Annotated in this window: 19 protein-coding genes and 1 pseudogene; 9 read left to right on the plus strand and 11 right to left on the minus strand. The window is 61.4% G+C overall.

What is annotated here, in order from left to right; all coding sequences use genetic code 11:
* The 8 genes and pseudogenes from ACFFAR_RS05390 to ACFFAR_RS05425 all read left to right on the plus strand — a co-directional run.
* Positions 1–289: pseudogene (locus ACFFAR_RS05390) on the plus strand (deoxyribose-phosphate aldolase); the annotation flags it as partial.
* Positions 290–322: 33 nt separating this feature from the next.
* The gene (locus tag ACFFAR_RS05395; protein ID WP_174363723.1) at positions 323–2,713 is read left to right on the plus strand and encodes an aldehyde dehydrogenase family protein; all 2,391 of its coding nucleotides are present in this window, start codon (positions 323–325) and stop codon (positions 2,711–2,713) included.
* Between the two features lie 80 nt (positions 2,714–2,793).
* Entirely contained in the window at positions 2,794–3,267 is a 474-nt protein-coding gene (locus ACFFAR_RS05400) for an RbsD/FucU family protein (RefSeq protein ID WP_062001293.1), read from the plus strand.
* The gene (gene rbsK / locus ACFFAR_RS05405) at positions 3,264–4,199 is read left to right on the plus strand and encodes a ribokinase (RefSeq protein ID WP_075358758.1); all 936 of its coding nucleotides are present in this window, start codon (positions 3,264–3,266) and stop codon (positions 4,197–4,199) included. The genes ACFFAR_RS05400 and rbsK overlap by 4 nt, the downstream gene beginning before the upstream one ends.
* A 16-nt stretch (positions 4,200–4,215) precedes the next feature.
* Entirely contained in the window at positions 4,216–5,250 is a 1,035-nt protein-coding gene (locus ACFFAR_RS05410; protein WP_174363724.1) for an ABC transporter permease, read from the plus strand.
* Positions 5,251–5,303: 53 nt separating this feature from the next.
* The gene (locus ACFFAR_RS05415) at positions 5,304–6,308 is read left to right on the plus strand and encodes a substrate-binding domain-containing protein (protein ID WP_174363725.1); all 1,005 of its coding nucleotides are present in this window, start codon (positions 5,304–5,306) and stop codon (positions 6,306–6,308) included.
* 92 nt (positions 6,309–6,400) lie between these two features.
* Positions 6,401–7,927 carry a sugar ABC transporter ATP-binding protein gene (locus ACFFAR_RS05420; RefSeq protein ID WP_075358794.1) on the plus strand — a complete coding sequence of 509 codons (1,527 nt, stop codon included), beginning with the start codon at positions 6,401–6,403 and terminating at the stop codon, positions 7,925–7,927.
* Positions 7,924–8,985, plus strand: a complete 1,062-nt coding sequence (locus ACFFAR_RS05425) for an ABC transporter permease (RefSeq protein WP_174362624.1) — start codon at positions 7,924–7,926, stop codon at positions 8,983–8,985. Before ACFFAR_RS05420 ends, ACFFAR_RS05425 begins: the two co-directional genes overlap by 4 nt.
* A 16-nt stretch (positions 8,986–9,001) precedes the next feature.
* Here the strand turns inward: ACFFAR_RS05425 and ACFFAR_RS05430 are convergent, their stop codons facing one another.
* A complete protein-coding gene (locus ACFFAR_RS05430) occupies positions 9,002–9,595 on the minus strand; it encodes an NAD(P)-binding domain-containing protein (RefSeq protein ID WP_174362625.1) in 594 nt (197 codons plus the stop codon).
* Positions 9,596–9,624: 29 nt separating this feature from the next.
* Positions 9,625–10,374: an SDR family oxidoreductase gene (locus tag ACFFAR_RS05435; protein ID WP_174362626.1), complete on the minus strand. Its 750-nt coding sequence runs from the start codon at positions 10,372–10,374 to the stop codon at positions 9,625–9,627.
* 123 nt (positions 10,375–10,497) lie between these two features.
* On the opposite strand from ACFFAR_RS05435, the gene ACFFAR_RS05440 reads away from it, so the two are divergent.
* A complete protein-coding gene (locus tag ACFFAR_RS05440; protein ID WP_062001300.1) occupies positions 10,498–11,388 on the plus strand; it encodes a LysR family transcriptional regulator in 891 nt (296 codons plus the stop codon).
* A 10-nt stretch (positions 11,389–11,398) separates the two neighbouring features.
* Here ACFFAR_RS05440 and ACFFAR_RS05445 read toward each other — a convergent pair whose 3' ends face one another.
* The 9 genes from ACFFAR_RS05445 to ACFFAR_RS05485 all read right to left on the minus strand — a co-directional run bounded on the left by ACFFAR_RS05445 (position 11,399) and on the right by ACFFAR_RS05485 (position 19,064).
* A complete protein-coding gene (locus tag ACFFAR_RS05445) occupies positions 11,399–12,118 on the minus strand; it encodes a DeoR family transcriptional regulator (protein ID WP_174362627.1) in 720 nt (239 codons plus the stop codon).
* A gap of 88 nt (positions 12,119–12,206) precedes the next feature.
* Positions 12,207–13,136, minus strand: a complete 930-nt coding sequence (mdcH, locus tag ACFFAR_RS05450) for a malonate decarboxylase subunit epsilon (protein ID WP_174362628.1) — start codon at positions 13,134–13,136, stop codon at positions 12,207–12,209.
* On the minus strand, positions 13,133–13,765 hold the full coding sequence (locus ACFFAR_RS05455; protein ID WP_375507606.1) for a malonate decarboxylase holo-ACP synthase: 633 nt from the start codon (positions 13,763–13,765) through the stop codon (positions 13,133–13,135). Before ACFFAR_RS05455 ends, mdcH begins: the two co-directional genes overlap by 4 nt.
* Positions 13,762–14,574 (minus strand): biotin-independent malonate decarboxylase subunit gamma, encoded by an 813-nt coding sequence (gene mdcE / locus ACFFAR_RS05460; RefSeq protein ID WP_174362630.1) that lies wholly within the window; start codon positions 14,572–14,574, stop codon positions 13,762–13,764. Before mdcE ends, ACFFAR_RS05455 begins: the two co-directional genes overlap by 4 nt.
* Positions 14,571–15,416, minus strand: a complete 846-nt coding sequence (locus ACFFAR_RS05465) for a biotin-independent malonate decarboxylase subunit beta (RefSeq protein WP_174362631.1) — start codon at positions 15,414–15,416, stop codon at positions 14,571–14,573. The genes mdcE and ACFFAR_RS05465 overlap by 4 nt, the downstream gene beginning before the upstream one ends.
* On the minus strand, positions 15,413–15,715 hold the full coding sequence (locus ACFFAR_RS05470) for a malonate decarboxylase subunit delta (RefSeq protein WP_075358752.1): 303 nt from the start codon (positions 15,713–15,715) through the stop codon (positions 15,413–15,415). Before ACFFAR_RS05470 ends, ACFFAR_RS05465 begins: the two co-directional genes overlap by 4 nt.
* A 16-nt stretch (positions 15,716–15,731) precedes the next feature.
* On the minus strand, positions 15,732–16,589 hold the full coding sequence (locus ACFFAR_RS05475; RefSeq protein ID WP_174362632.1) for a triphosphoribosyl-dephospho-CoA synthase: 858 nt from the start codon (positions 16,587–16,589) through the stop codon (positions 15,732–15,734).
* A 5-nt stretch (positions 16,590–16,594) separates the two neighbouring features.
* Complete coding sequence (gene mdcA, locus ACFFAR_RS05480) at positions 16,595–18,283, minus strand: malonate decarboxylase subunit alpha (protein ID WP_174362633.1); 1,689 nt, start codon at positions 18,281–18,283, stop codon at positions 16,595–16,597.
* 37 nt (positions 18,284–18,320) lie between these two features.
* Complete coding sequence (locus ACFFAR_RS05485; RefSeq protein WP_062001307.1) at positions 18,321–19,064, minus strand: GntR family transcriptional regulator; 744 nt, start codon at positions 19,062–19,064, stop codon at positions 18,321–18,323.
* Between the last annotated feature and the right edge of the window lie 74 nt (positions 19,065–19,138).

The following is a 19,138-nucleotide window of genomic DNA, read 5'->3' on the forward strand; positions in this document are numbered from 1 at the left end:
GGAAGGCGTCAACGCGACGCTCGACGTCTCGCTCGTGATGGTCCGCATGATCCGCGAATACCTCGAACGCACGGGCGTGATGATCGGCTTCAAGCCTGCGGGCGGCGTGTCGACGGCCAAGTCGGTGCTCGAATACCAGATCCTGATGAAAGAGGAACTCGGCCGCGAATGGCTCGAACCGGAGTTGTTTCGCATTGGCGCATCGAGTCTGCTCGCCGATATCGAACGGCAGCTCGAACATCACGTCACCGGTCGCTATTCCGCTTTTCATCGGCATCCTGTCGCCTGAATTTTTCGCATCACTCTCTTACACGAGCTCCCAATGAGCGTAGCCGACTATTTCTCCTCGATGGATTACGCACCTGCACCGGAAGACGACGGCGCCGCGCGCGCCTGGCTGGATCAACACACCAACGGTTTTGGTCATTTCATCGATGGCGCTTTTCGTGAGCCCTTGGCCGGCGAGCGGTTCGATTCTTCGGAGCCTGCTACCGGGCGGGTGCTTTCGAGCATTGCGCAAGGCGACCAGTCCGATGTGGACGCAGCAGTCGACGCCGCGCACCGGGCGTTGCCAGCGTGGCAAGCGCTTGGTGGCGCCGGCCGTGCGCGTCATTTGTATGCGTTGTCGCGAATGGTCCAGCGCAACGCGCGCCTTTTTTCCGTACTCGAATCGCTCGATAACGGCAAGCCGATCCGCGAATCGCGCGACATCGACATACCGCTCGTAGCCCGCCATTTCCTGCATCACGCAGGCTGGGCGCAATTGCAGGACCGCGAGTTCGCCGACTGGGCGCCGCTGGGTGTGATCGGACAGATCGTGCCGTGGAATTTCCCGTTGCTGATGCTCTCGTGGAAGATTGCACCGGCGCTCGCCCTCGGTAACTGCGTGGTGCTGAAGCCGGCCGAATACACGCCGCTGACCGCCTTGCTGTTCGCCGAACTGGCGGCGCGTGCGGGATTGCCTGCGGGCGTGCTGAACGTCGTCACCGGCGACGGACGAACCGGCGCCGCGCTGGTCGATCATCCGCGCATCGCGAAGATTGCCTTTACGGGTTCAACGGAAGTCGGCAAGCAGATTCGTGTGGCGACGGCAGGCTCGGGCAAGTCGTTGACGCTGGAACTCGGCGGCAAGTCGCCGTTCATCGTTTTCGATGACGCTGATCTCGACAGCGCAGTGGAAGGTGTCGTCGATGCAATCTGGTTCAACCAGGGACAAGTGTGCTGCGCGGGTTCGCGCTTGCTCGTGCAGGAAGGCGTGGAGAAGCGTTTTATCGACAAGCTGAAGCGGCGGATGGATACGCTGCGGGTCGGGCCGTCGCTCGACAAGGGCATCGACATGGGCGCGATCGTCGATACCGTGCAGCTCGAACGCATTCAGTCGCTCGTTGCGCGCGGCGTTGCAGAGGGCTGCGTGATTCATCAGCCCAAGGCGCTGCAGATGCCGGAGCAGGGCGCGTTTTATCCACCGACGCTGGTGACGAATGTGGCGCCTGCGTCCACGCTTGCGCAGGACGAGATCTTCGGGCCGGTGCTCGTGACCATGAGTTTTCGCACGCCCGATGAAGCCGTCGCGCTCGCGAACCATTCCCGCTATGGACTCGCTGCGAGTGTATGGAGCGAAACCATTGGCCGTGCGCTGGACATTGCGCCGCGCCTGGAATGCGGCGTGGTCTGGATCAACGCAACCAATCTATTCGATGCCGGCGTCGGCTTCGGCGGATATCGCGAATCGGGCTTCGGCCGCGAAGGCGGACGCGAGGGGATTTACGAGTACCTGAAGCCGCGTGCGTGGTCTAAGCTGGCCGTTCGTTCGTCGGCGTCCAGTACGCCTGCAGCGTCCACTTCAGTGGCCGAATCCAATGTCAGCGCGCTGGATCGCACAGCGAAGATGTTCGTCGGCGGGAAGCAGGTTCGGCCGGACAGCGGTTACACGCGGCTCGTCTTTGCACCGTCGGGGAACATCGTCGGCGAGGTTGGGGAAGGCAGCCGCAAGGACGTGCGCAACGCAGTTGCGGCAGCGCGCGGCGCCGCAAAATGGTCGCAGGCCAGCACGCATAATCGCGCGCAAGTGCTGTATTACCTCGCGGAAAATCTGTCGGCGCGTGCGGATGAATTTGCACGGCAACTGGTTGCGCGAACCGGCGTCTCTCCGGCCCAGGCCGAGCGCGAAGTCGAAGCATCGATCACGCGCTTGTTCACCTACGGCGCGTGGGCCGACAAGTTCGACGGCGCCGTGCATTCGCCGCCGCTCAAGGGCGTGGCGCTCGCCATGCACGAACCGCTTGGCGTGATCGGCGTGGTGTGTCCGGATGAAGCGCCGTTGCTGGGCCTCGTTTCGTTGATCGCACCGGCGCTTGCATTGGGCAATCGTGTGGTCGCGGTGCCGAGCGAAACCTGCCCGCTGATGGCCACGGACTTCTATCAGGTGGTCGAGACATCGGATGTGCCCGCGGGCGCGCTGAATATCATCACGGGCGAGCGCAAGCCGCTGGCGTCGACGCTTGCGAAACACGACGATGTCGATGCCGTCTGGTCCTTCGGCGGCGCGGATTTATCGGCGATGGTGGAGCGTGAATCCATCGGCAACCTGAAGCGCACGTTCGTGGATCACGGCCGCGTGTTCGACTGGTTCGATGCCGACGTTTCCGAAGGCTTGCCGTTCCTGAGACAAGCCGTGCAGGTGAAGAATATCTGGATTCCGTACGGGGATTAAGACGCAGCGGAAGCAGAAGAAATAGAATCTGGGCGCTTGACCCCGCACGACAGCGGGGCCGCTCAACTGAAGGAGACACAATGCTCAAGAACCTCGATCCGCTGCTGAACGCCGACATCCTGCATGCGCTGTGCGCCATGGGTCACGGCGATGAAGTCGTGATCTGCGATGCAAACTTCCCCGCCGATTCCGTCGCGCGCCAGACCGTCCTCGGCCACGTGCTGCGGCTCGACGGCGTGGATGCGCCGCGTGCGATCCGTGCGGTGCTTTCGGTGTTTCCGCTGGATAGTTTTGTCGATCATCCGGCCGAGCGCATGGAAGTTGTCGGCGATGCAAACGCGCTCCCCGCCGTTCAACGCGAAGCACAGACTGAAGTCGATGCCGCCGAAGGAAAGACGACGCCGTTTGCTTCAATCGAACGGTTTGCGTTTTATGAGCGCGCGAAACAAGCGTATTGCGTGATCGCGACCGGCGAAGGGCGCGGTTATGGTTGCTTCATCTTCAAGAAGGGCGTGAACCTTGCGCCCGATGCACCGTCGGGGAATGAGAAATGAGCCGCAGCGTCGTCATTCTCGGCATCTATGTGACGGACCTGACGTTTCGCGCCGCGCGCATGCCGCTGCTCGGCGAGACCATCGCCGGAACGGCATTCGCAATGGGGCCCGGCGGCAAGGGTTCCAATCAGGCGGTGGCGGCTGCACGCGCGGGCGCCGACGTGATCTTCTGCACCCGTCTCGGCGCGGATGCGTTCGGCGAAATCGCGCGCTCGACGTGGGCTGCGGAAGGCATCACGGCGCGCGCCACGTCGACGGATGGCGTGGCAACCGGCGCGGCGCATATCTTCGTGGATGACGTCACCGGCGGCAACGCGATCATCGTGGCGTCGGGCGCGGCTGGACATTTGTGCCCGGAAGACGTGGACGCTATCGAGGCCGATATTGCATCCGCCGCGGTCTTCGTCACGCAACTCGAACAACCTGTTGCGGCGGCGAAGCGCGGACTTGAAATCGCGCATCGTCATGGCGTGACGACCGTGTTCAATCCGGCGCCCGCGTTCACGCTCGATGACGACATCTTCCCGCTGTGCGACTACATCACGCCGAACGAAACCGAAGCGACAGCGCTGACCGGCGTTGAAATCGCCTCAGTCGACGATGCACGCAAAGCCGCCGACGTCCTGCTCGGCAAGGGCGTGAAAGCCGTGATCGTGACGTTGGGAGAAGCGGGCGCGTTGCTGCATACATCGAAGGAATCGGTGCTGGTGCCGGCGTTCAACTGCGGCCGTGTGGTCGAGACCGCGGGCGCCGGCGACGGCTTCACCGGCGGTTTTGCCGCGGCGCTTGCACGCGGCGAAAGCGCGCTCGACGCCGTACGTTTCGGCTGCGCGCTCGCCAGCCTGTCGGTCACGCGTGCGGGTACTGCACCGTCCATGCCGAAGCTCGCCGAGATCCACGCCGTACTCGGCGAACCAGCTCAACATTCCTGAACCGAGGAGCGCCTGGATGTTTGCATCGAAATTGCTCGCTGACCGGCAACTGAATTTCCTGGTCGCGGTGAACCTGCTGGTCGTGATCGTTGCGACGGTTTTATCGCACGGACAGTTCGTCGATATCGACAACCTCCAGTCGATGGGCAGCCAGTTGCCCGAACTCGGCCTGCTCGCGCTCGGCATCATGCTTTCGATGGTATCGGGCAATGGCGGTATCGACTTGTCGGGCGTGGCGCTCGCCAATCTTTCGGGCATGGTCGCGGCGCTATTGCTGCCCATGTTCATCTCCGCCGACAACTCCCCCGTGCTTTACACAGCCGTGTTCTGCACGATCACGGTGGCGCTCGGTTTGATCGGCGGATTGATGAACGGCGTGATCATCGCGCGCCTGAAACTCACGCCGATTCTTTGCACGCTGGGTACGTCACTATTATTCACCGGCATTGCCGTTGTGCTCAGCAACGGCGCGTCGGTGCGCGTCGAATATCTCGATGCGCTTTCAGCGATCGGCAACGGCACCTTCCTGGAAGTACCCATATCGCTCTGGATCTTCGTGGCAACCGTTTTGTTGCTCGGCTGGTTGCTCAAGCGCACGCCGTTCGGCCTGCGTCTCTATCTGATGGGCACGAATCCGAAAGCCGCGTTCTACGCAGGCATTCCGCGTGACCGTATGCTGATTCTCACGTACGGCATGTGCGGCGTGCTGGCATCGCTCGCGGGATTGATCAGCGCGACGCATACCTCGAGCGCGAAATGGGATTACGGCAACTCGTACCTGCTGATCGCGATCCTGATTGCGGTGATGGGCGGCGTGAATCCGGCGGGCGGATATGGGCGCATCGTGTGCGTGTTCCTGGCCGCGACCGTGCTGCAGTTTTTATCGAGCCTGTTCAATTTGCTCGGCGTGTCGCAGTTCTTCGGCGATTGCGCCTGGGGCTTTCTACTGCTGGCATCGCTGGCGCTCGCCGGCGGAGAACGCGTGCGCGCGATCTTCGGACTGGGCGGCGCGGCGCCCGTGATCAAGGTGCCGAAACCGCCCGCCGCCTGAATTTTCGATTCATCTCATGTGCTGTACATACAAACCATAACGGAGACAAACGCATGAAACTCAATCGCATTGCCATCGCACTCGCTGCCGTCACGCTGACTGGCGGCTTCATTGCCGCGGCCCACGCCGCGACCAACGAAACCATCGTCACGGTGGTGAAGGTCACGGGTATCAACTGGTTCAACCGGATGGACGACGGCGTGAAGGAATTCGCCAAGGACAATCCCGGCGTGAACGCATATCAGACCGGACCGGGACGCGCGGACGCTGCGCAACAACTGAAGATCATCGAAGATTTGATCGCGAAGAAGGTCACGGCGATCGCAGTCGTTCCCTACGACCCGCCGACGCTCGAGCCGGCGCTGAAGAAGGCGATGGATCGCGGCATCAAGGTCGTCACGCATGAAGCCGACAACGCCAAGAACACGATGGTCGATATCGAAGCGTTCGACAACACCGCGTATGGCGCGGGCCTGAACGAACGTCTGGCGAAGTGCATGGGTTCGCAAGGCAAATGGGCGGTGCTGGTCGGTTCTCTCGGTAGCCGTTCGCAGGTCCAGTGGGCGGATGGCGGTATTGGCAATGCGAAGCAGAAGTACCCGAAGATGGACCTTGTCGAGCCGAAACTCGAAACCAATAACGACGGCGAACGTGCTTATCAGGTCGCGAAGGAAGTGCTGCGCAAGCACCCTGACCTGACCGGCTTCCAAGGGTCGTCGTCGCTGGATGTGATCGGCATTGGCCGTGCGGTGGAAGAGGCGGGCAAGGTCGGCAAGATCTGCGTGTACGGCACGGGCCTGCCGACCGAAGCCGGCAAGTTCCTTGAAAGCGGCGCGGTCAACGGCATTGCGTTCTGGGATCCGAAGCTTGCGGGTATCGCGATGAACAAGGTCGCGAAGATGCTCGTGGATGGCAAGACAGTCGAGAACGGCGCGGACCTGGGTATCGTCGGATACAACAAGGTCACCGTGAGCAAGGGTCCGGGCAAGGGCATCATCGTGCGCGGAACGGGCTGGGTTGACGTCGACAAGACCAACTACAAGCAGTATCCGTTCTGATCTTGGCTGGCAGGACGCAAGGCGTGCACGGTGTCCCGAAGGGCGCCATGCACGCTGTCATCAGGAAGCTTGAAAGGGTTGAAGGTTCAGTGATGAGTACAGTGCCGCTTCTCGAAGTCGTCGATATCCATAAGCGCTTTACCGGCGTGTATGCGCTGCGTGGCGTGAGCCTTTCTTTCGAGCGCGGGCAGATCTATCACCTGCTCGGCGAGAACGGCTGCGGCAAGAGCACGTTGATCAAGATCATCTCCGGTGCGCAACCGCCCGATCAGGGTGAGCTTGTCATCGAAGGCGCACGACATGCGCGGCTCGCGCCGCTCGAGGCGTTGTCGGCGGGTATCGAAACCGTGTATCAGGATCTTTCGCTGCTGCCGAACATGAGCGTGGCGGAGAACGTCGGCCTGACTTCGGAACTCGCGGCGCATGGCGGACGCCTTGCGCGGACGTTTGATCGCAAGGCACTGGCACGCACGGCGGCGCGTGCGCTGGAAGCAGTAGGCCTTCCCGGCGATGCCGATTTCCAGGCGACGTTGATCGAACAATTGCCGTTGGCGACGCGCCAGCTCGTGGCTATTGCACGCGCGATTGCGAGCGAAGCGAAGTTCGTCATCATGGATGAACCCACGACATCGCTTACGCAAAAGGAAGTCGATAACCTGATCGCGGTGCTTGCAAAACTGCGCGCCGACGGCGTCGCAGTGCTGTTCGTGAGTCACAAGCTGGACGAGTGCTACGCAATCGGCGGTGAAGTGATCGTGTTGCGCGACGGCCAGAAGATGGCGCAGGGTCCTATCGAAAATTATACGAAGGCGCAGATTGGCGAGTTGATGACGGGCAAGCAGTTGTCGAACGAGCGCTACAGAAAGGCCGAGGTCATGGACGGCCGTGAGATCGTGCTCGATGTGAAGAGCCTGTCGCGTTCGCGCCAGTTCGCCGATGTCACGTTCTCGCTGCATCGCGGCGAAATTCTCGGCGTGACCGGTCTGCTCGATTCCGGGCGCAACGAACTCGCGCGGGCGCTTGCGGGCGTCGCACCCGCGGACAGCGGGACGGTGACGCTGGATGGTTCCATCGTACGGCTCAAAACGCCGTCCGATGCCAAGTGGCAACGCATAGGTTATGTGCCGGAAGACCGCCTGAACGAAGGGCTTTTCCTCGACAAGTCCATTCGCGACAACGTCATCACCGCGTTGATTTCGAGCTTGCGCGACCGCTTCGGACAAGTCGACAAAAAGCGCGCCCGTGAACTTGCCGAACGCACCGTGAAGGACTTGCAGATTGCAACGCCCGACGTGGACAAACCCGTGCAATCGCTTTCGGGCGGCAACCAGCAACGTGTATTGATCGGCCGATGGCTTGCCATCGATCCACGCGTTCTGATCCTGCATGGACCGACCGTTGGCGTGGACGTGGGATCGAAGGACATCATTTATCGCATCATGCAGCGGCTGGCGGAGCAGGGCATTGGCATCATCCTGATCAGCGACGACCTGCCCGAGTTGCTGCAGAATTCCGACCGGATCCTGATGATGAAGAAAGGCCGTGTATCGGACGAGTACAGAGCCGAAGACTTGACCGAGGCCGATCTTTATCACGCACTACTTTCAGAGGCAGCATGAGCGAGTCAATTCATCGCGTTGCTCAGACATCGCAGATCAAGCCGCCATTGGCCGAAGTCGCACCGCAAGTGCGGCAGTTGAGCTTTACCGCGCGGCTGGTGCGCAATCCGGAGTGGTTCACGCTCGGGCTGATCATCATCACGTGTCTTGTGGTCGGCACGCTGAACCCGCGCTTCTTCCAGTTCGCGACCATCTTCGATTTGCTGCACTCGGGCACGACCGTGTCGTTGTTTGCGCTGGGGACGCTCGTGGTGCTGGCGTCGGGCGGTATCGATGTGTCGTTCACCGCGATTGCCGCTTTCACGATGTACTCCATCACCAAGGCCGTGTTTGCGTGGTGGCCGGATGCGCCGTTTGCGCTGATTCTTTTATGTGGCGCGCTCGGCGGCGTGGTGTTGGGGTTGATCAACGGCGTGCTCGTGCATCGGCTGAAAGCGCCTTCGCTGATCGTGACAATCGGCACGCAGTACCTGTATCGCGGCCTGTTGCTGACGTTCGTGGGAACGCAGTTCTTCATGAACATCCCGCACAGCATGGATAGCTTCGGGCGTTTGCCGCTCTTTTTCTATCACACGAACGATGGCCTTCGCGCGGTGTTGCCGGTATCGGTGATTGCGTTGTTCGTGGCAGCGGTCGTGACGTGGTGGCTGCTGAATCGAACGATGATGGGACGCGGCGTGTACGCAATGGGCGGAAGCTTGCCGATCGCCGAGCGGCTCGGCTACAACCTGCGCTCAATTCATTTGTTCGTGTTCGGATACACGGGGATGCTGGCAGGGATCGCGGGGATTCTGCACGTATCGACCAATCGATTGGCGAATCCGTTTGATCTGGTGGGCACGGAGCTGGATGTGATCGCCGCGGTGATTCTAGGCGGGGCGAGGATTACCGGCGGGACGGGTACGGTTGTTGGCACGCTGTTGGGCGTGGTGCTCGTGACGCTTATCAACAGCGTGCTGATTCTGGTCGGCGTGCCGAGTACCTGGCAGAAGGTGATTATCGGCGCGTTCATTCTGGTCGCCGGAACGTTGTTTGCGCTGGGCAGGCGCGCGAGGTAAAACCTCGCACCCTTCATCAATCGAACTTGACCAGATCCTGAAAAATCAAGTGGCCCCACGTGCGGCCCTTTGCCTGGATGAGCAGGCCGCCTTCGCCGATCTTCCCGAGTTCGATCGGCGCAAACCCAAGCCGGTCCACCAGCTTCGCCACCGACGCGCTGGCCGTGTCGTCATCGCCTGCGACGAACACGACCCGCCGTCCGCCTTGAGGCGGCGTCGGTCCTTGCGCCAGCACACCCGCCGGCAAATGGTTGAACGCCTTCACCAGCTTCGCTCCCGGAAATGCCTTCGCAACAGCAGCGGTCGACGGCAGGCCGCCCAACTCTTCCGGTGGGACATCGTAGGCATTGGTTGCATCGATCACGATCTTTCCTTCCCAGCTTCCCGCCGTCCGTCCAATGTCCTGATGCGTACCGAAGGGCACGGCCAGGATAACCACGTCGGCCTTCACCGCGTCCTCGATTCGCTGCGCGACGAGCGACGGGCCGATCTCCGCAGCGAGCACGTCCAGCGGCCGCCTGCCTGCCACTGCTACTTCGATGCCCTGACGGGCAAAAGCCTGGGCGATGGCCGTGCCGATCTTGCCAAGCCCGATGATTGCGTAGTTCATTGATCTCTCCTTTGAAAGTTGAACGGATCTCAGACCTGGCCGACGCCACCGTCGTCCATCAGGTCCGCACCGGTCATGTAGGAACTCTGATCGGAAGCGAGGAACAGCGCCGCGCTGGCCATCTCATCGGCGCGTGCAAGCCGGCCAAGCGGAATCATGTTCAGGTACATCCTCACCAGCGCTTCGCGCTCTTCGGGCGACTTCGCCTGGGAATCGAGAATCGGCGTGTCGGTGACGCCCGGGCTCAGCGTATTGACGCGAATGCCGCGATCCTTGAATTCGGCGGCCCACGTGCGGGCGTAGGATCGCAAGGCCGCCTTGGTCGCCGCATACGCGGTGTGTCCGGGAATGCCCATGCCGTGCATCGCCGATGAAACCAGCACGATCGATCCGCCGCCCGTCATCAGGGGCAGCAGCTTCTGCACGAGGAAAACCGGGGCGCGGGCGTTGAGGTTGAAAGTCTTGTCGAAGTGTTCGGGCGTGAGGGTCTCGATGGAAGCCTGCTCTGTTAAGCCCGCATTCGAAACGACGATATCGACGATGCCTTTTTCTTTCTTGACCAATGCAGCGACGCGGTCCAGGTCATCGACGTTCGTGACATCGGCCTGGATGGCGGTGACGTTGCGCCCAATGAGTTTGGCGGCTTCGTCGAGTTGTGCCTGCCGGCGGCCGAAGATGAAGACGTGCGCGCCTTCTGCGACAAACCGCTGGGCAATCGCTAATCCGATACCGGTCGTTCCGCCGCTGATCACGGCAATCTTGTCTGTAAGAGTGGACATGGAGACCTTCTGTTCTGTGCGTGATTGACAAAACCAGCATAATTCCCCTCACGGCGAATGATAATCCGCATATTTTTCATAAGATCTATTCTCTGTTCGAATGGGTCAGTCGAAGGGAATGCAATGGACCGGTTTCACGAAGTGGATGCGTTTATCGCCGTGGTTGAAGCAGGCGGCTTTTCCGCGGCAGCCCGCAGGACCGGTGATTCGCAGTCGGCCGTCAGCAAGGCCGTTGGCGCGCTGGAGAAGCGTCTCGGCGTGATGCTGTTCAACCGCAGCACGCGCAGCGTCACGCTGACGGATCAAGGGCAGCGCTACTACGACCGGACGAAACCGCTCATTGAAGAGATGGATGAAGCCGACAGCGAGCTGAAAAGCAGCACGCTCAATGTCTCGGGAATGATCAGGATCGCGACGTCCTCGACCTTCGGACGCCTTCACATTCTTCCGCTCATACCCGAGTTGTTGGCGCTCAATCCCGGCCTTCAGGTCGATCTCGTTCTGTCGGACTTCGTGCGCGATATGGTGCAGGACCGGATCGACCTGGCGATCCGGGTAGGTCCCGTCGATGAACCTGACGCGGTTGTCCGGCGCGTGACCACGACGCCGCTCGTATGTGTCGGATCACGGCGCTACTTCGAGCAACGCGGGATACCGAAGACTCCGGCCGAACTCGTCGATCACAATTGCCTTTTATACGGCGGCCTGATCGAGTCGGCAAACTGGCCATTCGTCGGACCGGAAGGCCGGTTCAGCGTGGCCGTTCGCGGCAACCTTTCATCCAATAGTGTCGAGACGATCCGGTCCGGTGTGCTGGAAGGCGTTGGAATTGGCCTGTTCGCGAAAGTTTCTCTCGCCGATGAACTCGACCATCCGGACGTCATCACGATCCTGGAGGACTTCATTGGCGACGCCAGGGACGTCAGCCTCATCTGGCCGAAACGCCGGTTCGTGCCGGCACGCGTGCGCCGCGCGACTGACTTTTTTGCGGCGGCGTTACTGCAGCGTATTTAATCCATGCCACTCACGCTTTCGGGCTCATTCCCTTCTCCGTGATCACGGAATCGAACTTGTCGAGTTGAGAGAACCGCAGTGCCTTGACTTTCCCCAGCTTGCTGGCATCGACGACAAGATGCCGTTCAACCGCGCTTTCCATCGCGGCCTGTTTGATCGCGACTTCATGGAAATTCCAGCACGTGACGCCGCGCGTTTCGTCGACCCCACCCGCCGATATGAACGCCTTGTTGATTCCCATGCGTTTCAGCGTCTCGATGCTTTCATCGCTGGAAAATGAATCCGATGACGGCGCATACACGCCGCCCAGCAAGATCATCCGTACGTTGGCCTTGCGCCGCAGGATCTCGGCGACATTGAGCGAATAACACACGACCGTCAGATGCATGTCGGCGGGAATCAGCCGCGCGAGGGTGGTCAGCGTCGTCCCGCAATCGATGAAAACCGTCTCGCTGTCCACGAGCAAACGCGCGGCGACCGCAGACGCATCCGCCTTGGCTTGCGCGAAGTGATCCTTCTCTTCGTCGATGGTATAGCCTGATCCATTGGGCACGTCCGACGCGCGGACGATATAACCGCCGAGATAAGTGAATGTCCCCGGGCTCGACGAGATGTCGCGGCGAACCGTCATCTCCGATACATCGAGCAAGGTCGCGGCATCGCGAAGACGCATCACGCTCTGCTCGCGCAAAGCTTCGGCAAGGACACGCAGACGATCGTTTTTGGTCATTGAGAGAACGTGGGCGCGGTTGTGGTTGTTAGTTTTTGTTCTCCGGGTGAGACGATTATAACAAGCGCGCGTGTCGTGTCCGTTCACTTCAGTCTACGGCGCGCGCCTTGATCAGGGCCGCCGAGGTTGCCATCGGCGTCTGTTCGACGGCGACCTTTGCGATGTCCGGCAACGCTTCGTCGGCGAGTTGCGTGAGCGTGCGTCCCGGCGGCATCTCCACGAAAACTTGCGCGCCGAGTTCGCTCAGCACGACGGTCGAATCGTGCCATCGAACGGGGTAACGCAGGTTCGTCGCAAGGTCCAGGCGCACTGCATCGGCCTGACGCAACGGACGCGCTCCGCGATTGCCGATGTACGGAATCGACGGCGTCCTGAATTCGACCTTCGACGCAGCTTCGGTGAGTTCGCGGGCGGCATCGTCCAGAAGGACACAGTGTGACGGCACGCTTACCGCGAGGCGCTCGGCTTTGCGCGCGCCTGCTTGCAGCGCTTGCTGCCGCACGAGGTCGAGATCGCCGTCGGCGCCAGCCACCACGATCTGCCGCGGCGCATTGAGATTCGCAATGAATGCCGCCTTTGCGTTCGTACGGGCAATGACGGCGTCGACTTCGCGCTCGCTCAAGCCTGACACCGCGAGCATGCCGTAACCATGCGGATAAGCGCGTTCCATGAGTTGCGCGCGTAGTTGCAGGAGAAGCAGGGCGTCGTTGAAATCAATAGCGTCAGCCGCGACCGCCGCGCCATATGCGCCCACCGACAAGCCCGCGACCGCGTCGGGCACGATACCTTCTTCGCGCAACGCACGCGCGGTCGCCACGCCGGCGATAAACAAGCCGAGCTGCACGGCAACGGTGGATTCCAACGCGACTACGCTGTCGAGATCGAGAACGTTCATATGCAACACGTCCGACGCTTCTTCGAAAGTCGCGGCGATACGCGCATGCGGCGAAGCACCGCCGAGCGTATGCAGGAAGCCCGTGAATTGCGAGCCCTGGCCGGGGAAAAGGAATGCAATCATGCGGCGCGACTCGTCAGCCAGGGATCGGCGACGAGCCTCGGGCCATCGACGGATCGCAGCATCACGCGTGCGCCCGGATGAGCGAACTCGGCGAGCGAAAACACGCCATCGTGGGTTTCGATTTGAACGTCGATACGTATTGGTATTGCGAATTCGGAAGCGGCGGCCGACAGGGCGTCGAACAAGGTCTTTGCTGCAGAGCGATCGAGTGGGTCGGGCGCACGCATCAAAAGATCGAGATCGCTTTTGTCGGTCACTGTGGCGCAGTCGCTCGCCATCTCGAAGCCGACACTGCCCGTAGGTCCCCATGCAAGTCCGGATGACTCGCAGATCGGCGCTACGGCCTGGAGCAACTTGAACGCGGGTAAAACGCCGCGCGTCTCATGAGGCTTTTTTGATGTCAGCATTTCAGGCGTGAGCACGGCGTGAACATGATGCATGTCCAGCCACGCGCCAAAACGTTCGCTGCGGACCGCGCCACGAATCCCGACTGCAACGCGTCCTTCCCGCTTGCGCGCACGACGAACTACCGCGAACGGCGCGCGCTCCAGCGAAGCCGCGACCCACGCAGGCGCTTCCTTGAAAGCCGGTGCGTCCTGTCCAAGCCGCAACAAGTCGTGGGGATTCACGACGCGTTCCATTGCTCCGCCATGCGCTTGCGCACTTCTATCGACGCGGCGCGATTGCGTTTTGCGTCCGCCGACTGCAAGCGCGACGACAAATCGTTCGGACCTCGACGTGCATCGTCCACGGCGGCGACCAGCGAAGCCTTCACACGCTCGACGTCTTCACGCGCGGGCGTATCGGCATTGATCCCTTCGATGAGTTCATGCAACAGCCCGAGCTTCGCGTAGGAACTCATCTTGTAGGACATCGGCAACACGCGATCGCCGAGTTCATCGAGTCCTTCCACGCTGCGGCGCGTGACGCGGGCGGCCGCTTCCTTGCCCATTGCGTGCACGCTGATGCCGCTCGCGTCCAGCGCGACAATGCGGTTTGCCTGATAACCGTGCGCGAGAAACGCGCCGGACATCGCCGGCCCGACGATCAGCGCGATCACCGGATGCCCGGCGAGCCGGGCGCTTGCATAAGCGTCGACGCCTGCCGCGCACGCGAGATGCACGCCCAGCAGTTCTTCGCGACGTCCATACGCCTGGCTCTTGACGTCGACGATAGCAACGATCGGGCGCTTCACCTTTGCGTCGCGATCTGCGTCCAGCGCTTCGCGCACGGCACGCGCGAGCAACCATCCCTGTTCGAGCCCGACGACGTTGTCCGTGGCGCGCGGAAAGCGGTTGTCAAGGTCCGGCACCACGGTGATGAAGCGCGCGGTTGTATCGCCGAGCGGGGCATCGGCGCTGCGGATCGGACCATCGTCATTCAGTTCACGCGATGTCAGCGCGTCGATCCAGATCTGTCCACGAGTAGCGCTCATCATGCGTCTCCTTGCCAAAGTGTGCGCAGAATGACGGGGTCGATCGACGATGGATCGATGCGCGAAAGCCGTTCGAGTTGTTTGTCGACTTGCTCCGTCCGATGACTCTTCGGCACGCCGCGTTTGAACACGTCGAGTACGGCGGTCAGGACCTGATCCGTATCGTCTTCAACGAGTGTATCGACCAGGCCGACCGCTGCGCGTTCCTCGCCGCCGATCATCGACCAGATGAGCTTGCGGTCGCGTGAATCGAGCTCTTCAACGCCCGCTTCCTGTTCGATCACTTCCGGTCCGTTCATGCCGAGCCGCGCCTGGCGCGTCATCACGAGATAGCTGCACAAGGCCGCAGCCAGGGACATTCCGCCGAAGCATCCCACCATCCCGCCGATCACGCCGACCACCGGCACGTATCGGCGTAACGCAATGATTGCGGCCTGGATCTCCGCGATCACGGCCAGCCCGAGATTTGCTTCCTGCAGCCTCACGCCACCCGTTTCAAACAGGATCACTGGACGTATCGTGCGACCTGCTTCGAACTCGCGCAGCGCAAATTCAAGCGATGCCGCGATCTTCGCGCCCGACACTTCCCCAATGCTTCCGCCTTGAAACGCAGGTTCGATCGCCGCGATCACAGCCGGCTCGCCGCCGAGTGTTCCGCGCGCGATCACCGCGCCATCGTCCGATTGGCAGACCACGTTTTGCATGGCGAGCCACGGCGACTCGAGCCGGTCGAAGGGTCCGAGCAACTCGCGGAACGTACCCGGATCGAGCAACGCGCGAGCGCGCTCACGCGCCGTCAATTCAATAAAACTATGCTGCGCGATAAAGCTGTCGTGAGCATTCATGACGCTTCTCCTTCGCTGGCTTCAACCGCCTCGGCGAGCCTTAACATCACGACGCCCGGCGTCGCGCCGAAGTCATTCAACTCGAGTTTTGCGGCGCCGTCGTATCGCGAGAAAAACCGGTCGAGCACGCTTTTCCAGACGGTTTCGTATCCATCGACGCTCGTGCGGATCACCACTTCCGCGTGATCTGTCTCCGATGGCGACAGCAGTATTTCCAGATCTCCCGAGCCCACGACGCCCACATGTGCGCGTTGCGGCACGGGGCGTGTGGCGGGGTATTCGTAGCGCAGGTTTTCCATGGCGGATCTCTCAGCGTCAGCCGACGCAGGGCAGGGTATCGAGGAAGAGCGTCGCGGCGAGCAGGTCCGCTGCGCCTCCGGGCGACGCGTTCAATTCCATTAACTTTCGATCTAGACGCAAGAGGGCGGCAAACCCTTCGGATTGCGATGCGCCGCCTGCTTGCAATACTTCACGCGCGCCGGATTGTGCGGCTTCCAAAGCCACGCGGCCACCGCGATGCAGAAGACAGGTGTCATCGAGCGTGGCGATGATCGCAAGCAACGCGTCAAGGCGCGCCTCGTTTTCGGACGCCCCTCTTGCGCGAGATTCACGCAACGCCGGCAAGCCGACTTCGAGCACGTGAGGAAAACCCTCGGCCGCCTGACCACGCGCACCGGCGACGCCGAACTTCTGGACGATGCGAGCGCCGTGTGTTTGTGCCACCGCTTGGGGTGCAAATCGATCCTCGAATCGCGAGATCGCGGCGGCTTGAGAACACACCGTTGGCAAAGCGCCGGACGGACTCATCGCAGCTCCGGCAAGCATCAAGCCGACAATCCATATTGCACCCCGATGCGCATTGCTGCCGCCGGTCGCACGCATCATCGCAACTTCGCCTTCCCGGCCGATGCGCGCAAGCTGCTCGCGCAAGCGTTGCGAAGGTCGCGCGTTTGATGACGCACGAGCCAGAGCGAGAAATGTCGGCTGCAGTGCGCGTGCGGAACGCAGCATGATATCGAGGTCGAGATCGCGATGCGCACCGCTGCCGCGCCGATCCACCAAGGCAGGTTTCGGCGTGAGGCACGCTTCCTCGATCAAGGCGTTCATCGCGCAATCGGCGAGCGCCAATGGATCGCAAACAACGTCTTTGAGAACAGCCTGAGCGCAAGGCATGGCGCTTACCAGCCGCGAAATTTTGCGGGCGGTTGATACAAACCGCCGGACCACGCAACCAGGTCATCGATACTGCGCGCCGCAAGCAACGAACGCTTCGCTTCGCCGCGTCGAATGCCCAGGTCTTCCGGATACGCGACCACGCCGCGCCGGCGCAGTTCGGCGGTCTTCGCAGGATCGGCACGCATGCCGATAGGCGTCACGCCCGCGACCGCGCGCAACGCCGCACGACGCTCTTCAACGCCCTCCGCCGCGTGCAGATACGCGATGCCCTCTTCGGTGACGACATGGCTGACGTCGTCGCCGTAGATCATCACCGGGGCGATCGGCATGTTGCTTTGCTTGCCGACGGCAATGGCATCGAGCGCATCGACGATGGTCGGCTCGCCGCCTTTCTTGAACGTCTCGGCGGTTTGCACCACGAGTTTGTGGCCGCGGCTGATGGCGCTATTCGGCCCATTGTTTTTCATCAACGATAACCACGCTTCACTCGAATGGCGGCGTCCGCGCGGATCGTGTCCCATGTTCGGCGCGCCGCCAAAACCGGCGAGACGTCCGAGCGTCACCGTGGATGAATTTGCATCAGCGTCCATCTGCAACGTCGAGCCTATGAACAGGTCAACGCCATATTGGCCGGCGAGCTGGCAGAGCACGCGGTTGGAACGCAGGCTGCCGTCGCGTCCTGTGAAGAACACGTCCGAACGCGCTTCAATATAGTCTTCCATGCCCACTTCGCTGCCGAAGCAATGCACGCTTTCGACCCAGCCGCTCTCTATGGCCGGAATCAGCGTGGGATGCGGATTGAGTGCCCAGTGCGTGCAGATCTTGCCCTTGAGGCCATGCGCCGCGCCATACGTGGGCAAGAGCAGTTCGATGGCGGCGGTATCGAAGCCAATGCCGTGATTGAGCGCCCGCACGCCATAACGCTCGTAGATGCCGCGTATGGTCATCATCGCCATGAGGATCTGCAACTCGCCGATATGACGCGGATCGCGCGTGAACAGCGGCTCGACCGCGAATGGCCGGTCCGCTTGCACGACGACATCGACCCATGAGCCGGGGATATCGACACGCGGGAGTTCGTCGACGATCTCGTTCACCTGCGCCACCACGATGCCATGACGGAACGCCGTCGCTTCAACGATGGTCGGCGTGTCCTCGGTATTCGGGCCCGTGTAGAGATTGCCGTGCCGGTCGGCTTGCACCGCACAGACGAGCGCCACTTGCGGCGTCAGGTCGATGAACATCCGCGCATACAGTTCTATATAGGTATAGATCGCGCCGATCTCGAGCTGCCCGTCTTCGAGCAGTTGCGCCACACGCAGGCTCTGCGGTCCGGCGAACGAGAAGTCCACCTTGCGCGCAATCCCGCGTTCGAACAACGTCAGGTGTTCAGGCCGGCTAATACTCGATATCAGCAGATGCACGTCATGCACGCGCGAGGGATCGAGCTTCGCAAACGCACGCGAGAGAAAATCTGCCTGTTTCTGGTTGTTGCCTTCGAGCGCGACACGATCGCCGGATTGAATCAGCGTTTCCAGCGCATCGACAATGCGTTCGGACTTCAGCACGCCGTTGTCGAGCCAGCCTTCGATTGCTTTCAGTCGCCGCGCCTTTTCCAGCGCCCGCGTGTTCCATTGGCGCGGTGCCGGAGCGGTATCGGTATTGGTATCGGCTTGTGCGGGAGGATTCATGCGATGGCCTCGGTGTCTGTCTCTCGAAGATCGGCGCTTACGCGGACTTCGAAGCGGTGGAAGAGCGGCGGCGTTTCTTCGGTTGCGAGGCTTGTGCCTGCATTTGCGCGTCGTGGAGGAACCGATAAACCAGTTCGCCCGTTGCAAGCAGATGACGCGCGACAAGCGTTTGCGCCGCCTCGGTATCGTGGGCGTGCAGCGCCTGGAGAATGGCTTCATGCTCCGCGTCGGACTGGCCCTTGAAAGTCGGCATGCCGAACTTGAGACGCAGATAACGCTCGCCGCGCCTATGCATGGTGCCGATCAGCTCCATCAAATGCGGGCGTTCGGCCGGCGCATACAAGCTCATATGAAACTGTTCGTTGCGCACTACATATAGCGCCGGATCACGCTCGTTCGCAGCAGCTTCAAGCAATTCGCGTGCTTCTGCAAGGGTTGCTTCCGTATGACGTTCAATCGCGATGCCAACGGCCAGGCTCTCCAGCGATGCACGAATCTCGTAGATCTCGCGCGCTTCGTCAGGAGATTGAAGGCTGACCGACGCCCCCCGGTTCTGTTCGATCGTTACCCAGCCTTCGCTGTCCAGTTGCCGGAACGCTTCGCGCACCGGGATGGCGCTCACCGAAAACTGCCTGGCGATGGCGTCCTGCCGCAGAGGTTCGCCCGGCAACAACGTACCTTCGACGATTGCCGAGCGCAACGCGTCCGCAATGTATCGCGATGTGCTTTGGCGCGGCTCGAACTGCGCCTCGCGAAATGCCGGATTCAACTCGTTTTTCATACGCTTTTTTCACCGAAGCTAGGTACAAGTGCGGAGTGGTTATCCGCATAATTTCAAATATTATATATGAAATT

This window comes from uncultured Caballeronia sp. (assembly GCF_964243625.1).
GTDB lineage: Bacteria > Pseudomonadota > Gammaproteobacteria > Burkholderiales > Burkholderiaceae > Caballeronia.